The following is a 23746-nucleotide window of genomic DNA, read 5'->3' as shown; positions in this document are numbered from 1 at the left end:
GGCCAGTTACCCATCAAGCCTGCAGCGCTATTTTTTGCTGGCGCAGCGTCGCGGCCAGGTCTAACAAGCCTGAACCTTCGCGCAGCCCTTTTTTGACGGACTCAGGCGTGGCGTCGTTCCTTACCACCGCATTGAGGTAACCGTTGGCTATCGCATGGTAATCGCCGGTAACCGCACCGAGAAGCGCCTTGTCAAAACCGTCTTCGCGGGTTTTACGAAACCCGTCCAGCGCCCCGCTGATGGTGCCATCAAGGCCTGGCTTAGCCTTTGCAATTCCCTGCAACACGTTGCTCATGCCTGGGATAAACCACAGGCTCTTGGCCGCGTCAGCGGCAAACCGCTGGAATTTTCCCGGTGGGGTGCCGTCGCGGTACGCGTGGGAAGTGTGGTGGTGCTGAGCGGATTGCATTCGCTGCTCAGGGTCGATCGCGGCGGACGCGCCTTGATGAATGATGGAAGGGCCGAAAGCGGCAGATATGTTCGACATGAGCGATGACTCCAAGAGCATGAGAGAAAGGGCGTCCTGCACGATAGTGGCCGCCTTTCGCCGAACGGTTCCATGGCCCGCGCCTGGCAAATGCCGCCCCAGAGCCTCCGATCCTTGTCCCCTGTTTCAGTACAGGCGCAGAATGGCGGATCGACCTCAAGAGTCCGAACCAAGGAAAACCGTATGAGCCTGTCGTTACTAAGCCGTTACGCGTTCTTTGCCGTATGCATCCTGTTCACCCTTGCCAGCCTGCCCTTTATCGAACATGAATGGCTGTGGCCCATCACGATAGTCACCGGCCTGCTCAGTTTGATCGGCATCTTCGACCTGCTGCAAAGCCCCCACGCCGTGCGCCGCAACTACCCGATCCTGGGCAATATCCGTTATCTGGTGGAAGCCATCCGCCCGGAAATCCGCCAGTACCTGCTCGAATCCGACAGCGATGCCCTGCCCTTCTCCCGGGCCCAACGTTCGCTGGTGTATTCACGCGCCAAGAACGAAACCGCCGACAAGCCCTTCGGTACCTTGATCGACGTCTATCAGTCGGGCTTTGAATTCATCGGCCACTCCATGCGGCCCGCGCCGTTGAGCGACCCCAGCGCGTTTCGCGTAATCGTCGGCGGCCCGCAGTGCACACAGCCGTACTCGGCGTCGGTGTTCAATATTTCGGCGATGAGTTTTGGCTCACTGAGCGCCAACGCCATTCGCGCGCTGAACCAGGGCGCCAAACTCGGCAACTTCGCCCATGACACCGGCGAAGGCAGCATCAGCCCCTACCACCGCGAAAACGGCGGCGACCTCACTTGGGAGCTGGGTAGCGGTTACTTCGGCTGCCGCACCAGTGACGGCCGCTTTGACCCGGAACGCTTTGCCACCCAAGCGCAGGACCCGCAAGTGCGCATGATCGAGATCAAGATGAGCCAGGGCGCCAAACCCGGCCATGGCGGGATCCTGCCCAAGCATAAAGTCACCCGGGAAATCGCCGACACCCGCGGCATCATGATGGGCGAGGACTGCATCTCGCCGTCTCGCCACAGCGCATTTTCCACACCGATCGAACTGATGCAATTCATCGCCCGGCTTCGCGAGTTGTCCGGCGGTAAACCGGTGGGGTTCAAGTTCTGCCTGGGCCACCCCTGGGAGTTCATGGGCATTGCCAAAGCCATGCTTGAAACTGGCATCCTTCCGGACTTTATCGTGGTCGACGGCAAGGAAGGCGGCACCGGCGCGGCACCGGTGGAATTCACCGACCACATCGGCGTGCCGCTGCGCGAGGGCCTGCTGTTCGTGCACAACACCCTGGTGGGCCTGAACCTGCGCGACAAGATCAAGCTCGGCGCCAGCGGCAAGATCGTCAGTGCCTTCGACATCGCCAGTGTGCTGGCCATCGGCGCCGACTGGGCCAACTCGGCGCGCGGCTTTATGTTCGCCATCGGCTGCATTCAGTCGCAGAGCTGTCACACCAATAAATGCCCGACCGGCGTCGCCACTCAGGACCCGCTGCGCCAACGTGCGCTGGTGGTACCGGACAAGGCCCAGCGCGTGTTCAACTTCCACCGCAATACCCTCCACGCCCTGGCGGAAATGCTCGCCGCCGCCGGGCTGGAGCATCCTTCGCAGTTGTCGGCCAAGCACTTGGTGCGACGCATGTCGGCAACCGAGATCAAGCTGTTCTCGCAGCTGCATGTGTTCCTCAAACCGGGTGAGCTGCTCACCGGCGAGGTGAATGGCGAGTTCTATTCGCGGATGTGGCAGATGGCGCGGGCGGACAGTTTTGAACCGCATGAAGTAGCCGCCGCCTGATTCACACGGTTGAAGCCTGCCCGGCCTTCGGGCAGGCCATTGAGACATTCGGTAATACCCAGCCTTTTGCAATCGCTTACAAATACCGCCAACCTGCGCCCGCCCGACGTGCGGCGTACGACAACGCGCGCGCTCGCCACCCCTCACTCAACAACTTGTTCAAGAGCCCGCTGCCATGCTGAACGGACGCGATCCACGCATCGATTTTTTTCGGGGCCTGGCGTTGATCTTCATATTCTGGGATCACGTGCCCCACAATCCCCTGGCCCATGTCACCGTGCAGAACATCGGGTTCAGTGACGCCGCCGAAATCTTCGTATTCCTGGCCGGCTACGCGGCGGTGCTGGCGTACGGCAAGATCCTGCAGCGTGAGGGTTATTTCATCGCCTGTTTAAGAATCCTGCGCCGGGTGTGGACGCTCTACGTGGTGCACATTTTCCTGCTGGCGCTATTGATGGGCATCGTGATATTCGCCAACAGCCATATCGAAACCCGCGACCTGGTGCAGGAGATGGGCCTGGAGTATTTCCTCAACAATACCCAGCAGGCCCTGGTCGATGAATTGCTGCTGCGGTTCAAGCCCAACCTGACCGACCCTTTGCCGCTGTATATCGTGCTGATTCTGAGCCTGCCCCTCACGCTGCCGTTGCTGTTGCGTGTGCCGAGGGTCGCGGTGGGCGTTTCTGTGGCGGTGTACCTGCTGGCGCCCTGGCAGGGCTGGAACCTGCCGGCCAGCAACGGTGGGGTCTGGTACTTCAACCCGGTGACTTGGCAGTGCTTGTTTATCCTCGGCGGCGCAGCGGCCTTGCGGTCGGCCCGTCCGGCTGACCAGCGGCCCGTGTTGCGTCAACCGTTGTTCCTGGCGGCTGCGGCGTATGTGCTGACGAGCTGCGTGCTCACCCTGTCGTGGCGCTGGCCCGAGGTGCACGACGCCTGGATGCCACGCCTGATCGGCGAATGGCTGTACCCCATCAGCAAGACCGACCTGTCACCGGTGCGCTTGCTGCACTTTTTGGCCCTGGCCTATGTCACCGCCAAATTGCTTCCCGGTGTCGGCTGGACGCAACATGCACTGGCCCGGCAACTGGGGCGGATGGGGCGCTACTCGCTGGAAGTCTTTTGCCTGGGTGTAGTGTTGGCGCCGTTGGCGGACATGGCCAACGCCCTGACCGGTGACACCTTTGCCATGCGGATATTCACCGCGCTGGTGGGGGCCGCAGTGATGATGCTGTTTGCCGCGTGGCTGGAATTCAACAAGCGATTGGACCAGCGCAGAGCCGCTGTGCCCGCGCCTGGTTAGTGCCGAGCTGATTGACATGTGGGAGGGGGCTTGCTCCCGATGGCGGTGGGTCAGCTGCACATAAGCTGACTGACACACTGCTATCGGGAGCAAGCCCCCTCCCACATGGGTTTTGCGGCGTTTATTCGATCAGGACAATGCTATGCGCCCAATCAGGACCAGCACGAATCGCGTTGTCGCTGCAGGTCTAAATGTGGGAGGGGGCTTGCCCCCGATGGCGGTGTATCAGCTACACATTAGCTGGCTGACACACTGCTTCGCGGGCAAGCCCCCTCCCACATGGGTTTTGCGGCGTTTATTCGATCAGGACAATGCTATGCGCCCAATCAGGACCAGCACGAATCGCGTTGTCGCTGCAGGTCTAAATGTGGGAGGGGGCTTGCCCCCGATGGCGGTGTAACTGACACACCACCATCCCAGGCAGGCCCTCAGGCTGCAGAACGCACCGCCCCATTGGTCGGCTGCAACTTGAACACGTAGAACAACACCGTCAACAACACCAAAAATGCAGGCCCTACATACAGCGCCACGCGCGTGTCCGGGAAGTAAGCCATCAGGCCCACCACCAGCACCAAGAACGCCAGCGCCAGGTAGGAGCTGACCGGGTACAGCCACATGCGGTACTTGAGGCCCGCCTGTTCGGCCGGGCTCAGGCCTTTGCGGAATTTGAGCTGGGCCAGCAGGATCATCAGCCAGGTCCAGATCGCGCCGAAGGTTGCGATGGAGGTGACCCACACGAACACCTGGTCCGGCACCAGGTAGTTGAGCAACACGCCCAGCAGCAAGGCAAAGATCGACAGCAGCAGCGCTTTGCGTGGCACGCCATTGCTTGAGGTGGTGCCGAACGTTGCGGGCGCCTGGCCGTTCTGCGCCAGGCTGTAGAGCATGCGCCCGGTGCTGAAGATGCCGCCGTTGCACGATGACAGCGCGGCGGTGATCACCACGAAGTTGATGATGCCCGCTGCGGTCTTGATACCCAGGCGCTCGAACGTCATCACGAACGGGCTGCCCTGGGTGCCGATTTCATTCCATGGGTAGATCGACAGGATGACGAACAACGCGCCCACATAGAACAGCAGGATGCGCCAGAACACCGAGCCGATGGCACTGGGGATGGTCTTCTGCGGGTTGCGCGCTTCACCGGCGGTGAGGCCGATCATCTCCACGCCCAGGTAGGCGAACATCACCATCTGCAACGACATCAATACGCCTTGCACGCCGTTGGGCATGAAGCCGCCATGGGTCCACAGGTTGGAAATGCCCAGCGCCACGCCGTCATTGCCGAAACCGAAAGCGATGATGCCGACGCCGCCGATCACCATGGCAATGATGGTGACGATCTTGATCAGGGCGAACCAGAATTCGAACTCACCGAAGGCCTTGACCGCGATCAGGTTGATGGTGCCCATGCTGATCAGCGCCGCCAGGGCCCAGATCCAGCGCGGGGTGTCGGGGAACCAGACGCCCATGTACACCGCCACGGCGGTGATTTCCGCGATGCAGGTCACCAACCACAGGAACCAGTAGTTCCAGCCGGTCAGGAAACCGGCCAACGGGCCGAGGTAGTCCTGTGCATAACGGCTGAAGGAACCGGCGACCGGGTTGTGTACGGCCATCTCGCCGAGGGCACGCATGATCACCAGGATGGCCAGGCCACCGATGATGTAGGACAGCATGATGGCCGGGCCGGCCATTTCGATGGCCTTGGCCGAGCCGAGGAACAGGCCGACACCGATACAGGCACCGAGGGCCATCAGGCGAATATGCCGTTCACCCAATTCGCGTTTGAGCGGGCCGCCTGAAGCGGTCTCGCCATGGGGCAGTTGGTTGCCGACTGGCATAGGGATACAACCTCATCTTGTTATTGGATTGTCCGTCGAGTTTCCACGGTGCAAGCCGGTAGCCTGCACCCTTGTTGGAACCGGGGCCGCCTCATGGACGGGCCAGTCTTGCCAGGCAAGATCAACGGGGCGTGCAGTATAAAAAGCCCGGAGTAGGGTCTTTCACTATAAAAACGAGGCAATTTAGGGGAAGCGTTGGTCAAAATGCAATTTTACAGGAGCATCTGACCTGCATCGGGCGACAAAACGTCGCGGAGGCGCCGCTGCAGATTCACCGGAAGATTCCTACACTCAAAACACAATTCCCTCACACCCAGCCATCAGCGACTAAACTTCAGGCAAGTCCGATCTATCTGCGTGAAGGGATCAATCGACTATGGGCGCACTGTGGCAAACCGAATCGAGCAAGGCTGCGAAAGTACATGGCAGTTCGGACCCAGCGCCTTTATCCAAAAATAAACCCAGGCCTCGTTACGCACGGCGCCTGTTCTGGTTGATTGTGTTGATGGCGCTGGCGGCCCTGGGGTTTGCCGTCGCCAAGGAGCTGCGCACCTCACGCCTGCAGGCCCAGGAACTCAGCCGCCTGGCCCGTGACCTGACCTATCGGTTGGAGCCCGGCCCCAGCCCGGCAATCGCCTATCCCGGCGCCGGCCCCTTCGACCGGCGTCTCGGTTACAGCGACCTCGGCACGTTCCTGCCACGCTTGCTCAAACGCGGGTATGTGATTGAAACCCAGGCGCGCTTTTCGGCCGAATTGATGGACTACAGCACCAAGGGCCTGTTCGTGCCCTACGCGGAAAAAATCCAGGCCGGGCTGTCCATCACCGACTGCCGCGCCGTGCCGCTCTACCAATACAACTATCCGCAACAACTGTACGAAAACTTCGCCGCGATCCCGCCGGTGGTGGTCAACAGCCTGCTGTTCATCGAGAACCGCGACCTGCTCGACCCGGCTCAGCCCGAAGCCAACCCGGCGGTGGACTGGCCGCGCTTCGCCAAAGCGGCCTGGTCACAAGTGGCCAGGCTCCTGCATTTGCCCGGGCAGACCGCCGGTGGCAGCACCCTCGCGACCCAGCTGGAAAAGTACCGTCACTCCCCCGACGGCCTGACCCTGTCGGGCGGCGAGAAACTGCGGCAGATGTTTTCCGCCAGCGTACGCGCCTACCAGGAGGGTCCGCAGACCTTGCAGGCACGCCGCAATATCGTGCGCGACTACCTCAACAGCGTGCCGTTGTCCGCCGTGCCCGGTCACGGTGAAGTGCATGGCCTGGCCGAAGGGTTACGGGTGTGGTACGGCGCCGACTTCAACCGCACCAACGCCCTGCTCGCCGACAGCAGCACGCAAAACCTCGGGCAAAAAGGCCTGGCCCTGCGTGAAGTGTTGTCATTGATGATCGCCCAGCGCCGGCCCTCGCACTACCTGTCCAAGGGCCACGCCGAACTGGCGAACCTGACCGACAGCCACATTCGCCTGCTCGCGCAGAACGCGGTCATCGACCCGGCCCTGGCACAGGCCGCCCTGGCCAGCAAGGTGAGCTATCGCGATTGGCTGCAACAGCCGACGATTCAACCGATTGAAACCAACAAAGGCATCAGTGTTGCCCGCAGCCGCCTGGCCGCCCTGCTCAATCGCCCGCTGTACGACCTCGACCGCCTGGACCTGTCCGCCACCAGCACCTTGCAGGATGACTTGCAAACCCAAGCCACCACCTACCTCAAGCACCTGGCCGACCCCGCCTTCGCCGGGCAAATCGGCTTGCTCGGCCCACGCCTGTTGACGCCCGCCAGCACCGCGCAAGTGCGCTACAGCTTCACGCTCTATGAGATGACCGCCGATGGCGCACGGGTGCGGGTACAGACCGACAACACCGACCAACCCTTCGATATCAACGAGAGCAGCAAGCTGGAACTGGGCTCCACCGCCAAGCTGCGGGTGCTGACCACCTACCTGCAAATCATCAGCGAACTGCATGATCGTTATGCCGACCAGCCCCCCGCCGAGCTGAAAAAGCTCAGCGTCGACGAGCAGGATCGCCTGTCGCGCTGGGCCGTGGATTACCTGGCGCAAAACCGCGACCGGAGCCTGCCGAAGATGCTCGACGCGGCGCTCGAGCGGCAATATTCGGCCAGCCCCGGCGAACGCTTTTTCACCGGTGGCGGCCTGCATCACTTCAATAACTTTCGCAACGAAGACAACGGGCGTAACCCCACGCTGCGCGAGGCCCTGCGTGAGTCGATCAACCTGCCGTTCATTCGCCTGATGCGCGACCTGGTGCGCTACAGCACCTATCAGGGCCCCAACAGCAGCGCCGAGTTGCTCAAGGACGACAGCGACCCACGCCGCCAGGAGTACCTGGCGCAATTCGCCGACCGCGAGGGCACCACCTTCCTGCTGCGCTTCTGGAAGCGCTACCGCAACAAAGACACCCAGGCCCGGCTCGACACCTTTCTCGACAGCATGCACCCCACCGCCATGCGCCTGGCCGCGGTGCACCGTTATCTGCTGCCCCAGGCCAACCAGGACAGCTTCAACCGTTTCGTGCGCGCGCACCTGCCCACCAAGGCCCCGGAAAAACTCACCGATGAACGCCTGGCCAAGCTCTACAAGGATTACGGTCCCGGCGCCTACGACCTGCCGGACCAAGGCTATATCGCCAAGGTCCATCCACTGGATTTGTGGCTGCTCGGTTACCTGCTGAACCACCCCGACGCCACCTTCACCCAGGCCGTCGCCGCCAGTGAGCACGAACGCCAGGAAGTCTACGGCTGGCTGTTCAAGAGCCGCCACAAGAGCGCCCGCGACAGTCGCATCCGCACCATGCTGGAGATCGAAGCGTTCCTGGATATTCATCAACGCTGGCAGGCTGTGGGCTACCCGTTCGATCACCTGGTGCCGTCCCTGGCCACCGCCATTGGCAGCTCGGGAGATCGCCCGGCGGCCCTGGCGGAGCTGGTCGGGATCATTCTCAATGACGGCGTGCGCGAGCCGACCGTGCGTATCGACAGCCTGCACTTTGCCGCCGGCACCCCGTATGAAACCCGCCTGGTCAACAACCCGGACCGAGGCAAGCGGGTCATGCCCAGTGAAGTCGCCAACGCCTTGCGCGAGGCGTTGTCCCAGGTGGTGGATGCCGGTACCGCAAAACGTGTGGCCGGCAGCTTCAAACTGGCTGACGGCACACCCCTGGCCATGGGCGGCAAGACCGGCACCGGCGACAACCGCATAGAAGCAATCGGTGCCGGCGGGCGCCTACTCAGCTCCAAGGCGATCAACCGCACCGCCACCTTTGTGTTCTATATCGGCGACCGCCATTTCGGCACGCTGACCGCATTCGTCCCCGGCGCCTCGGCCCAAGGCTTCACCTTCACCTCGGCATTGCCGGTGCAAGTGCTCAAGGGCATGGCGCCGCTGCTCAGCCCTTATCTGCAACCCGGCAGCCGGACGCAGTGCCAGCCGGGGGAGCCCGGCACATTCAGTGCACAAATTCTGCATTCGCACACCGAACAACCCGCACATTTCAGTCCCGACTTAGCTGCAATATATTGAACGTTTGTTCTTGATTTCGACGGATAGGCTAAGCACTCGAGCCACTTAACGAGTTCAACTTGATGCCTATACGTTCACTGCCTTCCAGCACGCCTGCGCGCGCCTATAAAGGCCCTCACTATGATTTGATCAAACAAACAATTCCGGACTGGCTTGCCACGACCTCCCTGGCCCGGGCCCATCAGATGAGCGCCGCCGACCTTTCTCGACTGCCCGCTTACACCCGCGCCCTCCCCGCAGAGCATCAAGCCCTGCAGGCGGCCAATGCTGAAGGCTGGCGAACGCAAAACGCCGTGGACCGACAACTGCGCGACATACAGGACGTGTATGCCTTTGCCGAACCCCTGCTCAAACAAGCCATTCTGGACAAGTACCACCTTGACCTGGACGTCAAAGCTACGTTTCTGCACCTGTATATCGCCAAGAAACTGCCTTGGTACGCCCACAGTTTTTTCAAGGGCGTGACCGGCCGCAAGGTGTCATTGCTCGACGCGGCCTTGCAGAACTTTGCCGTCGGGGAATCCTTCGAAAGCGACTCCAGCTATATCACCCGTCCCGACTACCGTGGCCACTTCCAGCCCCTGGCGTTGAGCGACACGATGTCCATCCCACAGTTCAAGGCCTTGTGCCGTGAACTGGACCTCGGCGCACGCTATCAACAACACCTGAACAACTACTTGCTGCCAACGGACCTCAGCGCTCGCACCACCTTGAAAAACCAGGTCATCGCCAGCCAGAAAGCCGCGCTCAAGGCGGCGGCACACCTGGCTTACCTGCCCACCGACGACCAACAGGTCGCGGACCTGAGTGCCGCGACCTACCACGTGTTGATGCGCGCGTTGCGCGGTGAACGGGGCGTGATGCGGTTCTATCAACTGCACATCCTCGATGCTTCACTGAGCGGTATCCTGCTGATCGCCGCTGACCTGGATCGGGTTTCCAGCGTATCGAAACTGATCGCCTACATCCCCCATGACCCCGAGAGTCCCGTCAAGGAGTACACCTCCAACCTTGCGTTCATGCTCGACCTGACCCGCAAGCTGCAAACCAATGCGTCGATACCGTCTCGCCAGGGGCAAACCTACCAACAGTTCTTCAGCCAGTTTGTCGACCATAATCAACGCGGGCATTTCTTTGCCGGACTCAATCAGCGGCTGTCCAACGTTCGGTGGCACCCGGCGCAGCCACTGGACCCGCGCCCTCAATGGCGGGAAGCGCCGCTGGACAATCCCAAACTGCACTTCTCCTCGCCCGCCATCGAGGGCGATCTATGGGAATACCGCTACCAGCAATCCTTCAACAAGATACTCAACGACGCACGCAGCATCGCGGTGCCTACGGCCGACGCCGACAGAGCAGAGCGCTGGGCCTGGTGGGACAACTTCACAAAAATCCTCTCGGATATTTTCAATGTCGCGCTGCTGGTCATCACTCCGTTCGTGCCGTTCCTCGGCGAGCTGATGCTGGCATACACCGCCTACCAATTGGCCAGCGATGTGATCGAAGGCGTGGTAGACCTGGCCGAAGGGCAGTTTATAGAAGCCGCCGAACACCTCGTCACGGTCGCAACCGATACGATCCAACTGGGACTCTTCGCCGTCGGTGGAGAAGTCGCGAGCGCGTTCAAACGCTCGCTCTTCGTCGACAATTTGCGCGCGGTTGAAGTCGACGGGCAACAGCGCCTGTGGAACCCGGACCTGGCGCCTTACGCCCACGACAACCTGCAGCTGGCGAGCGATTCTCAGCCCGATGAACTGGGCCTGCATACGCACCAGGACCAGAAAGTCCTGCCGCTGGATAACCGGCACTACGTCATCGAACACGACACCATCCACCACACCCATCGCATCAAGCATCCCACCCGTCCCGACGCCTATTCACCCAGCATCGAGCATCACCCCAGTGGCGCGTGGGTCCATGAAGGCGAGGCCCCCAACACCTGGGACAGCGAGACGCTGCGTCGGCGCCTCGGGCCTGCGGTGGAGGACCTCAGCCCCGCCCAACTTGAACAGGCCTGCCAGACCAGCGGCACCCACGACGACGCCTTGCGCATGATGTACGCCCAACGCGACACCCCACCGCCGCTATTGGCCGACAGCCTCAAGCGGATAAAGCTGCGCCAGCAACTCGAAAGTGCCCCGCAGCAGGTTCGCACCGGGGCCAGTGCGGACCTGCCGACCAACTGGACGGTGCAAACCACCACCGAACTCCAGGGTTGGCCGGCAAACAAAGCCATCCGGGTGTTCGTCAACAGCGACTTGACCGGCCATTCCATCGTCTACGGCGCCACTGACGCCACCGCTGCCAACACTCTGCGCCTCAGCTATCAGGCTGTGGAAGCCGGCCAGTGGTTCGAACAGGTCATCGCGTTCCTGAGCGACACCGAGCGGATGGCCTTGCTTGCAGCGCCCGGCGCGCAAACCGTGCCCGAACCCGTCATGGCGCTGCGTGAGCGCCTGGCCAATGAGTTGGTGCAGCAGAACACCAGCGTGTTCAACCACCTTTACAGCACCCGTGAAGCGCTCAATACCCCGCAGGGTCGACTGATTCAACAGCAGTTTGCGCTATTGCCCAAAGACCTGGTGACCACGTTGCTGCTGCGCACCTCGCCACAAGAGTCGAGCGTGATGAGCCGTGAACGGCGCATCCCCTTGCGCCTGAAAAACCTGGCCCGGGAACTGGCCAATGAAGTCCGCGCCAGCCATGCCAGTGAAGGCCTCTACCACGACGCCTTGCTGACCCCGGACACCGAGCGCATGGCCCTCAATATCGTGCGCCTGCACACCGATGCCCTGGGCGACTTGAACATTGCCATTCACGATCAGACGCCCAGCGGCAGCCTGCGTTGCCAGGTGGGGCCGGTCGACGCGGGCACGAAAAAAATACTCCTGTACAAGGGCCAGGGGCGTTACCAACTGCACGCTGCGTCGTCTTCCACTCCCCCGCCGCAGTACACCTTTTATGAAGCGTTGTTGCGCGTGGTCCCCACGGACACGCTTGACTACCGGCCAGGTCAAGGCGCGAACTTCAAGGAATGGCTCAAAGCGCAACTGGCGCCACCGGCCGAACGCCGCAGCGTGATAGCGGACAGCCCGCTATCCCCGGCTGAGCAGCGCACCACACAATACTTACTGCAAAAACCCATGTGGGGGCTTTCCGCCGATGGGTCCTGAGGCAACCCCCACAGCCGCCGACCCCTCGGGAAACGCTGATGAAGCTGTGCCCGCGCCTGACTGAGGAACAGATCCAGAAAGTGCTGCCCCACCTGAGCACTATGCAAGGCGAGCAACTGCTCGGCACACTTGAAGCTGACCATGCGACGCTGCACGAAGACATGAACAGGTTCCGCAAAAAACCACTCGTAGACCCCATGGCAAGCACCGATCAAGCCCTGCTTGAAATACACACTCGAAACCAGGCCATCCATGAGTTGACTGCCTGCTGGGAAGACGGTGCCTACCTGCGCATGCAACCGATGGAAGCGAAAACCCGCGGTACCCTGCTGGACTTGAACGGGCTGGCCCTGGGTCTTCACCTGGAACGCCTGGGACCACTGCGAGCAGACTTCAGTCATGTCACCCGCTTGAAGCTCAGCGGCTCAGCGCTGGGCGATCGCGAATTACCCTTTCTCGATAATTTCCACAACCTGCGCAACCTGGACCTGTCGGCCAATCGTCTCGACAAAGTGCCGTCGCAGATATTGCCCATGAACGGCCTGACCGCCCTGAACCTGGGTGACAACCCTATTGCATGGTCGCCCTCCGACCACGCCACGCTTAAACAATGCCCACAGTTGCGCGCGTTGAATCTGGAAGGTAATACCCGCCTGGAAACCCCACCGGATGTCAGCCAAATGCCGGAGCTGCGCCTGCTGGTACTCAATAGAACCGGTATCACTCAATGGCCGCAAGGGCTGGAAAGCCCGAGGCCCGCTCTGCTGGAACTGGACCTGAGAAACACGGCGATCAACACCGTCCCCGTGTTTGCGCCAGAAACTCCCGCCGCCAGGATTGTGGCCAACAGTTGGCTGGATATGACCAGGCTTGAATTCGAGGATGAACAACGCTTCGTCAGTTATCGCCGGGCCCAGGGAATCGACCCTTACCGCACCACGCCTCGCGGCGGTAAAACCGACAGCCAATTCTGGATGGTTGGCCTGACACCTGAACAGCGCAACACGGCACAGAAGGTGTGGGACGAGGTGGAAGCGGAACACGGCTCCCAGGGTTTGTTCGAGGTGTTCAGACTGTTGCAGCCGCCTGCAGGTTTTCAAACCGAAATCGATGCGCAGTTGTTTGAACAAGGTCGCGAGGACCTCTCCCAGCGAATCTGGCAGGTGGTGTTTCGTGCCTATGAGAACACCGGGTTTCGCGAGCGGATATTCAGTTTGGCCGGCGCACCGGCCCTGTGCGCAGATGCCGGGGCCCATACGTTCAACCGTATCGGCGTGGAAACCCTGCTGGAAATCATCCGCAATGACAACAGCCCTCACCTCGAACGTCACCTGGTGACACTGGCCAAACAGACCTGGCGCCTGGAGCAGATCAACCAAATCGCCCACAAGGAAATCCAGCATCGCATCGCGCCAGAAAGCGAGGGCGGATTGGGCCAGACGTTTGGCAGCGGTGAAAACCAGGTCGATGACGTGCAGGTGTACCTCGCCTACCAAACCGGGCTCAAACGCCGTCTCGACCTGCCGTGGCTGTCCGAACACATGGTCTACCGCAACACGGCCGGGCTGACTCAAGAACACCTGGATACTGCGGTGCGCCAGGTTATCGAGCTGTCCCAGGGCGACGGCCTGGTCAATGGCATTCTTGAGCAACCGTTCTGGGCCGACTACCTGCATGACGCCCATCTGGAAGCGTTCAAGGCTCAAGCCGAGAAACGCACACACGCAGGCAGCCAACTGGAGGATCTACGGGATGCCCACACGGAATGGATCGGCGCCGAGGTGACGCCTGAGCGCAAGGCACGTTTGCGCGAACAGATCATCACGCTGGCCAATGAACTGACGATCCCCCATACCGTGGTGCTGGCCGAAGAAGCCTTCTCCGATGCCACCGTGCGACGGCTTTACAGCGACATCCAGGATGACTACGACGAATTGGCGCGCCGTTTGACGCGACAGGCACTGCTGGACGCGTACGAATAATCGAACGTGTCTCAAGCCACTGCCGGTCACTGTTTCACCCGCAGAGCATCACACCTCGGAATCCCAGATCACCGTGACCATGCCCGAATAGGTACTGCCCGGCTGCTTGAGCATGTCGGCCACGTCATCCCTGGTCACCTCAAAGTGCAGGGTGCCTGGCCGATCATTGACGTAATAGCGCGGATGGAACAGCTCGGTACCGATGCCGTCGAGGCGCAAGGGGCGACGGCTGACCGCCTGATCGTCCTGACCGGCCAAGCCATAGGGCAGGCTGACGGCAACCTGCACGGGTACCTCATCGCCATTGTTATTGCGCAAACCACAGGTATTGCCTGCAATAACGGAGCATTCAAGTTGCATCTTGAAACGCGAACTGGCGGCGATCACAAAGGTTTGATCGCGAAACAGCCGCGACGGCGTACGTCCATGATTGAGCCAGTTCTGCCACCCCCCTGGGGGACCAACTCGATGCGGTTACCCCCCGCAGGGATATCGACCTTGAGGGCATGTACCACACTCAGGACAAAATTGAGCGTCACCGTGTCGATATTGGGGCTCAGTTCATCCCCCATATCAAAGTCCATGCCCCTGCCAATGGCGTAAGACAACGCGCCACGGTACTCACCGGCCTGCATGGTCAACGGGTTGGGGGTACGCAGTTCATACGCATAGTCGAGCCCGCTCCAGCGGAAGTAAGGAATCGTCACCGACGGCGTCCTTGCACATGCCCCGGCGCCCTCGGGCGTCAGCCAGAAAAACTGGGCATAGGCGGCACCCGCCGCGAGAAAGTTGGTACTCGCGCAGGGAGCCGGGGCGGAATGCCACGCCGACTGCCAGGGCACCCCTGGGCGCGCCCAGGCACTCACCCCCGGCGGATGAGACATATTCCAGCTGCCACCGACACCGGCAATGCGCATCTGCACGATTTCTGTGTCGCCGGACCCGTGGACCACCTCCACATCCCGCCAACTGGAAGGCACTGTGAGCATGAAGCCTTGTCTCGGGTCTTCATGGTTCGCTTCAATCCCCCTTCCCGTAACGAACGCAAGCTGTGGAAGCCTGAGGCTGAAAATACCCAGTTGCTTGCAACGGGCGGCCATCCACAGAGCGCAGACGCCCGCCTGGGGCGTTTTATTCTCAAACTGGTTGACCATCGGGTTGGATGGATCGGGAACGAACGTCGCCCGGATCTCCTGATCCGCAGCCTGTGCAGGCCATGAAAATACACTGGCTGCCAGCATCAGCGCGACGGATAGTTTTTTGCGTATGGGCATCACGTTACCTACTTTGTTATTCACCTGACCGAGGCCGACACGTACAGGTACTGGGCCGAGACGATTCAGCCGTTTACTTCCACAATCCTGTCAGACCCGCCTTCCACCACATGAAAGCGATACACGCGCCCGGCCTGTTTCTCGAAACTGAACACCCGCCCCGGGAAGATGTGGTTTTTGGTAGTGGGTGCACAATCGGTTCGATTGCTGGCCGAACAGTCCTTGAACTCATCCACCACCACCACCGTGTTGCCGGCGTTGCGCAAGGTGTAGTTGCGGCCACCGTTTTCGATCCGAGTGTCATAACGGCTGTCCTTGGGCCGCACGAAAAATACCGTGCCGTAGCCTGCCATCACCCGCACGCCGCCCGCGATCTTGTCCTCATAAGCCTTGCGCTCCTCTTCCGTGGCCAGAAACTCGTCGTCTTTCTCCGGCGCCACGGGCAGGTAGCGCACCCGGAAGTAACGCTCGCGGTCACGTTCGCCCATAAACACAAAACGCGTGTTCTGCATGCCGGTGGCCGGCACGATCAGGCGCGCCGGGCTGGCGATCAGAGCGTCCGACTGGTTCTTGATCGGGACTTCGTCATACGTGCCGTCAGGCTTGTAGAGCATCTCGGTCACGCTGATCTTGACGAAGGCGGTACTGGTGCCACCATTGAATATGCGCTTGAGGTAGTTGTTTTTATCGCCACTCAAGTAGTCGTAAAAATCCCCGACATGAATGGCCGGCCCGGCCTGGACATTGACGGCCCACAGGCAGCACACCAACACAGCAGATAGATATTTCATAAGCACCTCGCCAAATCGCTCGACATCACGGCCTCACCGCATCAAACAGCAGATGTACGCTGCCAAAGTATTCACCCGCCGTATAACCGCCCTCAGGCTCTACTGCGGCAATCTCCAACAACACCCGTTTACCGGCACGGGCTTCGGCTTCCGGCACCACCAGGGTTTCGTCCAGGCTCAACACCTGGCCGTTGAAGGTGACGTTCAACGCAATCGAACGAGGACCGTTGGACAGGACGGGCGCCTGGTTCAGGCGCGCCGCAATGCCGCCGCCGCTGTTCTTCACATCGAAGTGTTCACGTAGCGGTTTAAGGGTGCCCGGCACCAGTTGCCAGGCCATTTCCTGCTCACGCTCCAGAAATCCGGGGTTGATCGGCAGTACATAAAAGTCGCGGGTGGGAATGGTCACCGACACGTCGAAGACCTGCACTTCGCGAATGGCCAAGGCCTGGGCACTGAGCACCACCCCGGTCACCAACAGCAACATCCCCAGGACGACCTTGCGGAATTTGCCCGCATGGGCTCTCTCAATGACCATCAGCCTTTGACCTCATGTGTGTTTTTCTCGCCGCCCTCGATCAAGGTAAAGCGGTAGGTACGACCGGCCTGCTTGGTAAAGCTGAAATCGCGACCGGGCAGGATGTGGCTCTTGGTAGTGGGCTGGCAGTCCTGGGGTTCAGCGGTGGAGCAGTCCTTGAACTCATCGACTACTACCACGCTGTTGCCCGCGTTGCGCAACCCGTACTCGCCCTCACGCTCTTCGGTGCGCGTGTCAAACCGGGTGGTTTTGGGGCGCACGAAAAACACCGTGCCGAATCCCGCCAACACCGTGACGCCTGCCGACAGGCTGTTTTTGTAGGCCTCGCGATCGTCGCTGGAGACGCCAAACTCATCGTCTTTTTCGGGCATTACCGGCACGAAGCGCAGGCGAAAATAGCGTTCGCTTTCGCGCTCGCCCAGGTACAGCAAGCGGGTGCTCTGCATGCCATTGGCCGGTACGATCATGCGCGCCGGGGTGGCCATCAGACCGTCGCGGGCGGTGTTGTCGGCGTTGCTCTTAAGCTCCACTTCCTCAGACGTGCCGTCAGCGTTGTAGACAATTTCCATCACCGCGACCTTGATAAACGCCGTGCTGTCGCCGCCATTGAAGACGCGCTTGAGGTAGGTGGATTTATCGCCGTCGAGGTAGTCGTAGAACACCCCGACATTGATATTCGGCGCGGCCTGTGACAGCGGCAGCCAGCAGAGCGCGCACAGCGCGAATAGATGTTTCATGGACATATACCTCAAAGCTCCGAATCCCAAACGACCGTCACCTGCCCCGAATAGGTGGTGCCTCCCTGCGCCACCATCGTGTCGGCATGTTCTTTCTTGACCTCAAAATGCAGCGTTCCCGGGCGGTGATTGACGTAGAACCCTGGCTGGAACTCCTCGGTACCAGCACCGCTCAAGAGCAAAGGTTGACGATCAACGCCGGAGCCATCGGGACGAGTCAGGCCGTGGGGAAGGCTTACGCTGATATCCAGAGGGACCTTGTGGCCGTCACCGTTTTTCAAGGCGCAGGTGTCGCCGATTACACGCTCGCACTCCAACTGCATCTTGAAACGCGACGACACGTAGATGTGGAAAGTCTGATCGCGGAACAACCGCGCGGGTTTGCGGCCCTGGTTCAACCAGGTTTGCCAGCCGCCCTGAGGGACCAACTCAATACGATTACCGCCCGCAGGAAGCTCGACCTTAAGGGCGTGCTCCACGTCCAGAACGAAGTTGAGCGTTAATACGTTGTCGTCGGGCAACATGACGTCACCCATGTCGAAGTCCTGGCCAGGGCCGATCAGAAAAGTATGAGTCCCCTCATAAGTGCCCGATAACATACCCAGAGGGTTCGGTGTGATCAGTTCATAGGAAATACTCAAGTTCGAGTATTTGAAGTCAGGGAGGATGTGCGTAGGGCGCTTAAAGCAAACACCGGCGCCTGGAGGTACCCGCCAGAAAAACCCGTAATAGTAAGCGTTGCCATACCCTACGCCGCCGTATTGACACGGGGATGGAGCATTGACCCAGTTGCCCCCCTCCCATGTACCCTCATGCAGTGGCTGCGTCTGCTCATGGGCTCCGCCTATACCGCTGACCCGCAACAGAACCTGCTCTGTATGCCCCATCTCCCGATGCCTGACAGTCACTGCCGTTAACCAAGAAGGGACTTGGAACATCGGCCCGTTACGTATCTCGTCCAGAGGCTGAATCGGAACGACGGCGTTGAAGTTGATCGGAAAATTGATGCTGAACACCCCATTTTGACAATACGTCGGGTGATCACGGCAATACCCTCCAGGCGGCGTGGTGTTCTCAAACTGGTTCACCATCGGGTTGCCGGGATCCGGACGGAACACTGCCGTGATCTCTTCAGTAGCGCCTGGCGCCGACGAGCTGAACAACAGGGCCGCTGCCACGGCCACAACCTGACTAAACAGTGCGCTCATGGTTTTCATGCCGATGAATGGTCTCGTCATGACATTCAACCGGCGGTCTGAGCGTTAAGGGTGGAATCGGCCAAGGTGTCCGGCGTGCAGCGCAGATCACCAATCATCAGCACATTGTTTTCACTGGGCGCTTTGGACGGATCAAGACGGAACTGGCACAGCAACTGATTGTTGTGGCGCACCTCCAGGGTCGGCGAGCTGGCGTTCATCTCCAGGGAGAAGAAACCATCCACTTCACTCACCCCACGAGTGGCGTGGTTGATGACGTGATGGCCCTTGAGCGGTTTGCCCTGCGGGTCGACCAGGCGCCCGAGGACGGTCACGGTTTGCATCACGTTGACCTTGAGGTATTCCACCCCGCCCTTGTTCAGGTGGTAACTGACACGGTGCGGCTGGATCGAGGCCGAAGGCGCGTGGTTGCCCTCGAAGTCAAACGTCACCGCGCCACCCTTGTAGGCCGTGATCGGGATAAAATTGCGCCCAATCCGCAACGCGGTGCTGCCGCCACTGAAGTCATCGGCGCGCAGGGCGATGTCGTCGATATCGGTCTCGACGTCGACAATCATTCCTGCGCCGGTACCGGAATACTGGCTGGTGAGGACCATTTTCTGGCCGCCGAGGGCGAGGGTGCTCTCCAGGTTCAAGCCACCGCTCAGCTCATTATTGAACGACGATTGCTGCACAAACGCATCGCCCTGCAGGGCTTCGGTTTCAAAGCTGGCCATGCCCGACATGCCGATGCCGTAGGTGTCGGTAATTGCCGTGGCCGAGACGCTTTGCAGCAGGTGATCTTGCAGGTCTTTGCGATAGGTCACAGAGGCGTTGTTATCGCGTGAGCCGTCCCGGGCGGTGCGCGTCCCGAGGCTGGCGGACCACTGTTCACCCGGGCCGCCGAGCGCCAGGCTGACACTCAGATCGACGCCACGATTACGTTTGTCGCCAGTGCTGGCGCTGCCCGGCCGGTCATACAAGGACAAGCGCCAGTTGGCGTCGCTGCCAAACAGATGGGCGCGCTCGCTCCAGCCCAGGTCCAGGCCAACACCTTCTACGTTACCTTCGGTGTGGGACAGTCTGGCACTCACCGAACGCAAGTTACTGAGCCGGTGATTCAGGGAAATCGATGAGTTACTGGTCTGGCCGACAAACACATTCACCTGGCGAATGCGCGTGCCATCGGGCAGGTATTCGTAGGTGTTGCGTGTGTCCAGCCAACTGCGGGTATGGTTAAACACCACCGTACCGGCGCCATAGTTATAGAGCCCGTTGAGGTCGACACCGGTGCCGTAGTTGTCGGTCTGGTAGACGTTGGCGTACACGCTGGCGGAGCTGGCCAGCGTCCAGTCGATGGAGGTGCCGTATTGCATGCGGTCTTTAACCTGGCGCCCCGAAACGCCCAACACCACGCGCGGGTGGGCCAGGTAGTTGAGGGAGACGCCAGCGGTCGTGTCGCCACTGGACTGTTCATCCCAGTTGCTGAGCAACTTGCTTTCCTGGCCAGCAAATACGTTATAGCGCCAGCGGTCATCGTTGTTGCGCCAGTTGTTGGGCTTGTAGACCAATTCCTGGGTGGTGTTAGTGACCTGGCCGTCTTCTATCAGGCGCACTTCGACCTCATAGATCCCGCCGGGCAACGGACGTGTGTCCAGGTTCTGCAGGCCACTGGTGACGGGCTGGGTGTTGATCAACAGGCCATTGCGATAAATCTCCACCGAGCCCTGGCGGTTGGCGGTAATGGCAATTGGATAGATGCTGGCCTTGGGGTTGTTGATCATCAAGGTGTCGGAGCTGCCGTACATCACGCCGATGGCGGTGTCGGGGCTGGCGCCGAAGGTGCGCAGTTGCCGGGTGAGACCTTCGGCATTGGGTGTGAAATAACCCAGGCGCAAAAACTGGCCTTCCAGTTCGCGCTGGGTGTAGAGCGAGTACACCGCATGGTTGAGGGCGTCGTTGTCGGGGCCGCCGAGGCGCGAGAACTGCGCGTTCAACACCTGGCTCCAATTGCCCAGGCTGCTGCTGGCGTCAATCCCAAAACGCCCGCCCGTGTCCTGGCCCTGGCCGCCGTTAAGGTTCAGTTGGTTACGCACGATCAGGCCTGCGCTGCCCTCGTGGGGAAGCTCGTGGTAACGCCGGCTTTCGGTGTCGCGCTCGGCGTTCTCGGTCAGCAGTGAGACCAGAGATTTTTCCAGGTTGTAGTGCACGGCCAGCAACTGGTCGGGGCAATTACTCTCGCAGGTGCCCAGTGGCACTTGCTGCTTGAGGTACTCGGCCCAGCGCTCACGTTCATCGTCCTTGACCGGGCTTCCTTCATGGTCGTTAAACGAAAGAAGGGTCAGGGTGTCTTCACGAGACAAGACAATCATTGCCTCCCCTACGAACTCTTGGTCACGCTCAACTCGAACGGCCAGGGGCACATCGAAAAAGTGCTCTTCAAAGTCCGCCGGCAAACCCTTGGCCTGAGCCAGCAAACTGCGCGGTGTTGTGCCATCGGCCACTGGAGCAGCTAACGCACCCGCACAAAACAACAGGGCAAGCGCTGCCGCGATGGGAGTCATCGGGAACATGAACGGAATACTCTGAATACGGATTTTCAACACAATAAAGGCCGATCAACCGACAGGGACACTGCCTGTTGATCGGTAATCGCTACCCAATAAAACGACGCTTACGGGTCAACTTATTGCGCTCACAGGGTGACGCGAGGCTCGTGGTCGAAGACCACGGTGAAGTTGGTGGTGAAGAGACCCGCATCCGTGTAGGCAGGTTTGGCTGGAACAATAACCAAGTCAGCCTGGGTACCTGGAGTGGAACTGGCATCATCGACAACTTCCAGCGGCGAGCCGGTCAGGGTGACGCCGTTGAAGGATGTGGTCAGGGCAATGGACGCAGTGCCGTTGCTCAGGGAAGCTGGACCGCCTTCGATGTAAGCCTTGACCGAACCGTCGGTATTTTTTACCGCGTAGGTTTCGCGCAGGCTGCTCAGGTTACCGGTCACGGTGTTGTAGGTCATGGTCTCATCGCGACCGAAGTCCGGGTTGAGCGGTTGTGCGTGGAACTGTTTGGTAGGAATGGTTGCCTTGATGTTGATGACGCTGGTGGCTTCACCGGCGGCAAAGACGCTGGAAGAACCGAAGGCCAACATAACCAGTGGCAGTACGAAAGCAGTTTTCTTGAGCATTATCAGGTACCTGTATATCGCATTAATTGAGTTGAAAGCCCGATCAGCTTGCAACTTTCTCACGTATTTAAAGAGCACAGCTTTGCAAGATCCGACTGTGTCTTAAGACGCAGGCATATCTTCCACCGAATTAAAAACAAAGTAAGCCAGAGCCTTCTCCAAAGCATGTAGCCATAGGCCATATAGCCAGTAAGATAAAAACAAAAAAGCCAAACAATACCATCAGCACCTGTAATACATGTCCTACATAGACACTATAAACTCATGACTTTCGCGCGCTAAAAACCCGGACTGTCAGAAACGTATTACATGGCGATATAACGAGATTTAATTAAACATCTAATTAGAGTATTAACTCAATCTTTTAATCCTGGCTTAGTTTTTTAATAACTCGGTATGTTCGTCATTACCAGTCCGTCATCGCCTTTGGCAGCCGCCGAACCGCTCATCGGAGAAGGTCTTTACGCAGGATAAGATATATCTTAAGTTGTATCTTGATTTTTCAGAGAGCACGACTATGAAAGACCCTCATTCCCACCGCGCAACCGGTAGCGGCCGCGACATCTTTGACAAACGCTCCAGCCGCGAACGGGCCGAGCGTGGCCCGCGCGTCTTTGCGCCGGGTGATCTGAAATTGCTGCTACCGGCGCTGATCGCCGAAATGCCCTGCCACGGCTACGACCTGATCCGCCGGATCGAAACCCTGTTCGACGGCGCCTACAGCCCCAGCCCTGGGGTGATCTACCCCACCCTGACCTTTCTCGAAGAAAGCGAATTGATCACGGGCGACGCCGAGGGCGGGAAAAAACGCTACACAATCACCGATGCCGGTCGTCTCTTATTGAGTGAACAGGCGGTTGCCCTCGAAGGCATTCGCATGCGCATGGGTGTAAGCAAACGCTCGCTGCGCGGCCACGACCGGCCACCGGAAATCCACGAGGCGGTGCACAACCTGCGCCATGCCTTGCACTCGCACCACGGGCGCTGGAGCCCGGACGAAATCACGCGTGTCGCGGCGCTGCTCAACCGCACCGCGCAAGCCATTGCCGACGGGAAAGACCAATGAACACACAAGCCATTCACCGCGTGACCCACGACGTCAAACGCCGCCGCCTGCAAGTGCTGCGGGTGGTGGACATCACCCCGCGCATGCGCCGCATTACGTTGGGCGGCCCGGAGCTGGCGGGTTTTATCAGCCTGGGCAGCGATGATCACATCAAGCTGCTGTTCCCGCAGAACGCCGCCGAACAAGCGGCCCTGGAAAGCCCGACGTTCACCATCAAAGGCGACGGCCCGCAACCGGCGATGCGCGATTACACGCCACGGCGTCACGACCTGAGCATTGGCGAACTGGATATCGACTTCGTGTTGCACGGCGATGGCCCTGCATCCACCTGGGCCGAGCAGGCGCAAGTCGGCCAGCACCTGTATATCGGTGGGCCACGGGGTTCGATGATCGTGCCGGATATCTTCGACAGCTACCTGCTGATCGGCGATGAAACCGCCCTGCCCGCCATCGGCCGGCGCCTGGAAGAATTGCCCGCCGGGCGCAAGGTGCTGGCGGTGATCGAAATTGCCGATGCCGCAGAGCAGCAAGTGCTGCAGAGCGCGGCGGATGTCGAGATTATTTGGGTGGTGCGCGGCGAGGCCGACCTGCTCGAGGTCGTGCGCAACCTCACGCTGCCCGGCGGAAAGTTGTACAGCTTTGTCGCGACCGAAACCAAGCTGTCGCGCCAGGTGCGGCGGGTGTTGCTGGATATGCACAAGGTCAATGAGGAGTACCTCAAGGCCGCAGGCTACTGGCGTGCGGAAGGCAGCGAAGAAGATTAAACCTGAACTCGGTCAAAACTGTGGGAGGGGGCTTGCTCTCGATGGCGGTGGGTCAGTTAA

General features: G+C 60.1%; 17 protein-coding genes. 7 read left to right on the top strand and 10 right to left on the bottom strand.

Annotated elements, in window-relative coordinates; translation table 11 throughout:
• Nucleotides 1-13: 13 nt before the first annotated feature.
• Complete coding sequence (locus C4J93_RS05530; RefSeq protein ID WP_124406387.1) at nt 14-529, bottom strand: hypothetical protein; 516 nt, start codon at nt 527-529, stop codon at nt 14-16.
• A gap of 141 nt (nt 530-670) precedes the next feature.
• Here C4J93_RS05530 and C4J93_RS05525 point away from each other — a divergent pair, with 141 nt between their 5' ends.
• On the top strand, nt 671-2290 hold the full coding sequence (locus C4J93_RS05525) for an FMN-binding glutamate synthase family protein (protein ID WP_124406386.1): 1620 nt from the start codon (nt 671-673) through the stop codon (nt 2288-2290).
• A 175-nt stretch (nt 2291-2465) separates the two neighbouring features.
• Nucleotides 2466-3590 (top strand): OpgC family protein, encoded by a 1125-nt coding sequence (locus C4J93_RS05520; protein WP_124428789.1) that lies wholly within the window; start codon nt 2466-2468, stop codon nt 3588-3590.
• 428 nt (nt 3591-4018) lie between these two features.
• Here the strand turns inward: C4J93_RS05520 and C4J93_RS05515 are convergent, their stop codons facing one another.
• On the bottom strand, nt 4019-5431 hold the full coding sequence (locus tag C4J93_RS05515; protein ID WP_124369782.1) for an amino acid permease: 1413 nt from the start codon (nt 5429-5431) through the stop codon (nt 4019-4021).
• A gap of 376 nt (nt 5432-5807) precedes the next feature.
• Between C4J93_RS05515 and C4J93_RS05510 the strand changes: the two genes are divergently transcribed.
• The 3 genes from C4J93_RS05510 (at nt 5808) to C4J93_RS05500 (ending at nt 14133) form a co-directional block, all read left to right on the top strand.
• Nucleotides 5808-8978 (top strand): transglycosylase domain-containing protein, encoded by a 3171-nt coding sequence (locus C4J93_RS05510; RefSeq protein WP_124428788.1) that lies wholly within the window; start codon nt 5808-5810, stop codon nt 8976-8978.
• A 62-nt stretch (nt 8979-9040) separates the two neighbouring features.
• Nucleotides 9041-12151, top strand: coding sequence for a dermonecrotic toxin domain-containing protein (locus tag C4J93_RS05505; RefSeq protein WP_124428787.1), 3111 nt, complete (start codon nt 9041-9043; stop codon nt 12149-12151).
• Nucleotides 12152-12189: 38 nt separating this feature from the next.
• The gene (locus tag C4J93_RS05500; protein WP_124428786.1) at nt 12190-14133 is read left to right on the top strand and encodes an NEL-type E3 ubiquitin ligase domain-containing protein; all 1944 of its coding nucleotides are present in this window, start codon (nt 12190-12192) and stop codon (nt 14131-14133) included.
• A gap of 48 nt (nt 14134-14181) precedes the next feature.
• On the opposite strand, the gene C4J93_RS27305 is transcribed toward C4J93_RS05500, so the two are convergent.
• The 8 genes from C4J93_RS27305 to C4J93_RS05465 all read right to left on the bottom strand — a co-directional run bounded on the left by C4J93_RS27305 (nt 14182) and on the right by C4J93_RS05465 (nt 21856).
• Nucleotides 14182-14493, bottom strand: a complete 312-nt coding sequence (locus C4J93_RS27305) for a hypothetical protein (protein WP_256660144.1) — start codon at nt 14491-14493, stop codon at nt 14182-14184.
• A 23-nt stretch (nt 14494-14516) separates the two neighbouring features.
• Entirely contained in the window at nt 14517-15407 is an 891-nt protein-coding gene (locus C4J93_RS05495; RefSeq protein ID WP_256660143.1) for a hypothetical protein, read from the bottom strand.
• A 65-nt stretch (nt 15408-15472) separates the two neighbouring features.
• Nucleotides 15473-16198: a molecular chaperone gene (locus tag C4J93_RS05490; protein WP_124428785.1), complete on the bottom strand. Its 726-nt coding sequence runs from the start codon at nt 16196-16198 to the stop codon at nt 15473-15475.
• 25 nt (nt 16199-16223) lie between these two features.
• Nucleotides 16224-16736 (bottom strand): CS1 type fimbrial major subunit, encoded by a 513-nt coding sequence (locus C4J93_RS05485; protein WP_124428784.1) that lies wholly within the window; start codon nt 16734-16736, stop codon nt 16224-16226.
• Nucleotides 16736-17473 (bottom strand): molecular chaperone, encoded by a 738-nt coding sequence (locus C4J93_RS05480; RefSeq protein ID WP_124365973.1) that lies wholly within the window; start codon nt 17471-17473, stop codon nt 16736-16738. Before C4J93_RS05480 ends, C4J93_RS05485 begins: the two co-directional genes overlap by 1 nt.
• Nucleotides 17474-17484: 11 nt before the next feature.
• On the bottom strand, nt 17485-18711 hold the full coding sequence (locus C4J93_RS05475; protein ID WP_256660142.1) for a hypothetical protein: 1227 nt from the start codon (nt 18709-18711) through the stop codon (nt 17485-17487).
• Nucleotides 18712-18716: 5 nt separating this feature from the next.
• Entirely contained in the window at nt 18717-21242 is a 2526-nt protein-coding gene (locus tag C4J93_RS05470) for a CS1-pili formation C-terminal domain-containing protein (RefSeq protein ID WP_124428783.1), read from the bottom strand.
• A gap of 122 nt (nt 21243-21364) precedes the next feature.
• Nucleotides 21365-21856 carry a CS1 type fimbrial major subunit gene (locus C4J93_RS05465; RefSeq protein WP_124428782.1) on the bottom strand — a complete coding sequence of 164 codons (492 nt, stop codon included), beginning with the start codon at nt 21854-21856 and terminating at the stop codon, nt 21365-21367.
• Between the two features lie 517 nt (nt 21857-22373).
• Between C4J93_RS05465 and C4J93_RS05460 the strand changes: the two genes are divergently transcribed.
• Entirely contained in the window at nt 22374-22922 is a 549-nt protein-coding gene (locus C4J93_RS05460; RefSeq protein ID WP_124428781.1) for a PadR family transcriptional regulator, read from the top strand.
• Nucleotides 22919-23686: a siderophore-interacting protein gene (locus C4J93_RS05455; protein WP_124428780.1), complete on the top strand. Its 768-nt coding sequence runs from the start codon at nt 22919-22921 to the stop codon at nt 23684-23686. The genes C4J93_RS05460 and C4J93_RS05455 overlap by 4 nt, the downstream gene beginning before the upstream one ends.
• Nucleotides 23687-23746 lie beyond the last annotated feature (60 nt).

Origin of the sequence: Pseudomonas sp. R2-37-08W (assembly GCF_003851705.1) — a bacterium.
Lineage (GTDB): Bacteria > Pseudomonadota > Gammaproteobacteria > Pseudomonadales > Pseudomonadaceae > Aquipseudomonas.
Note: the sequence above shows the minus strand (reverse complement) of the source record. Positions and strands in the feature narration are given on the sequence as shown.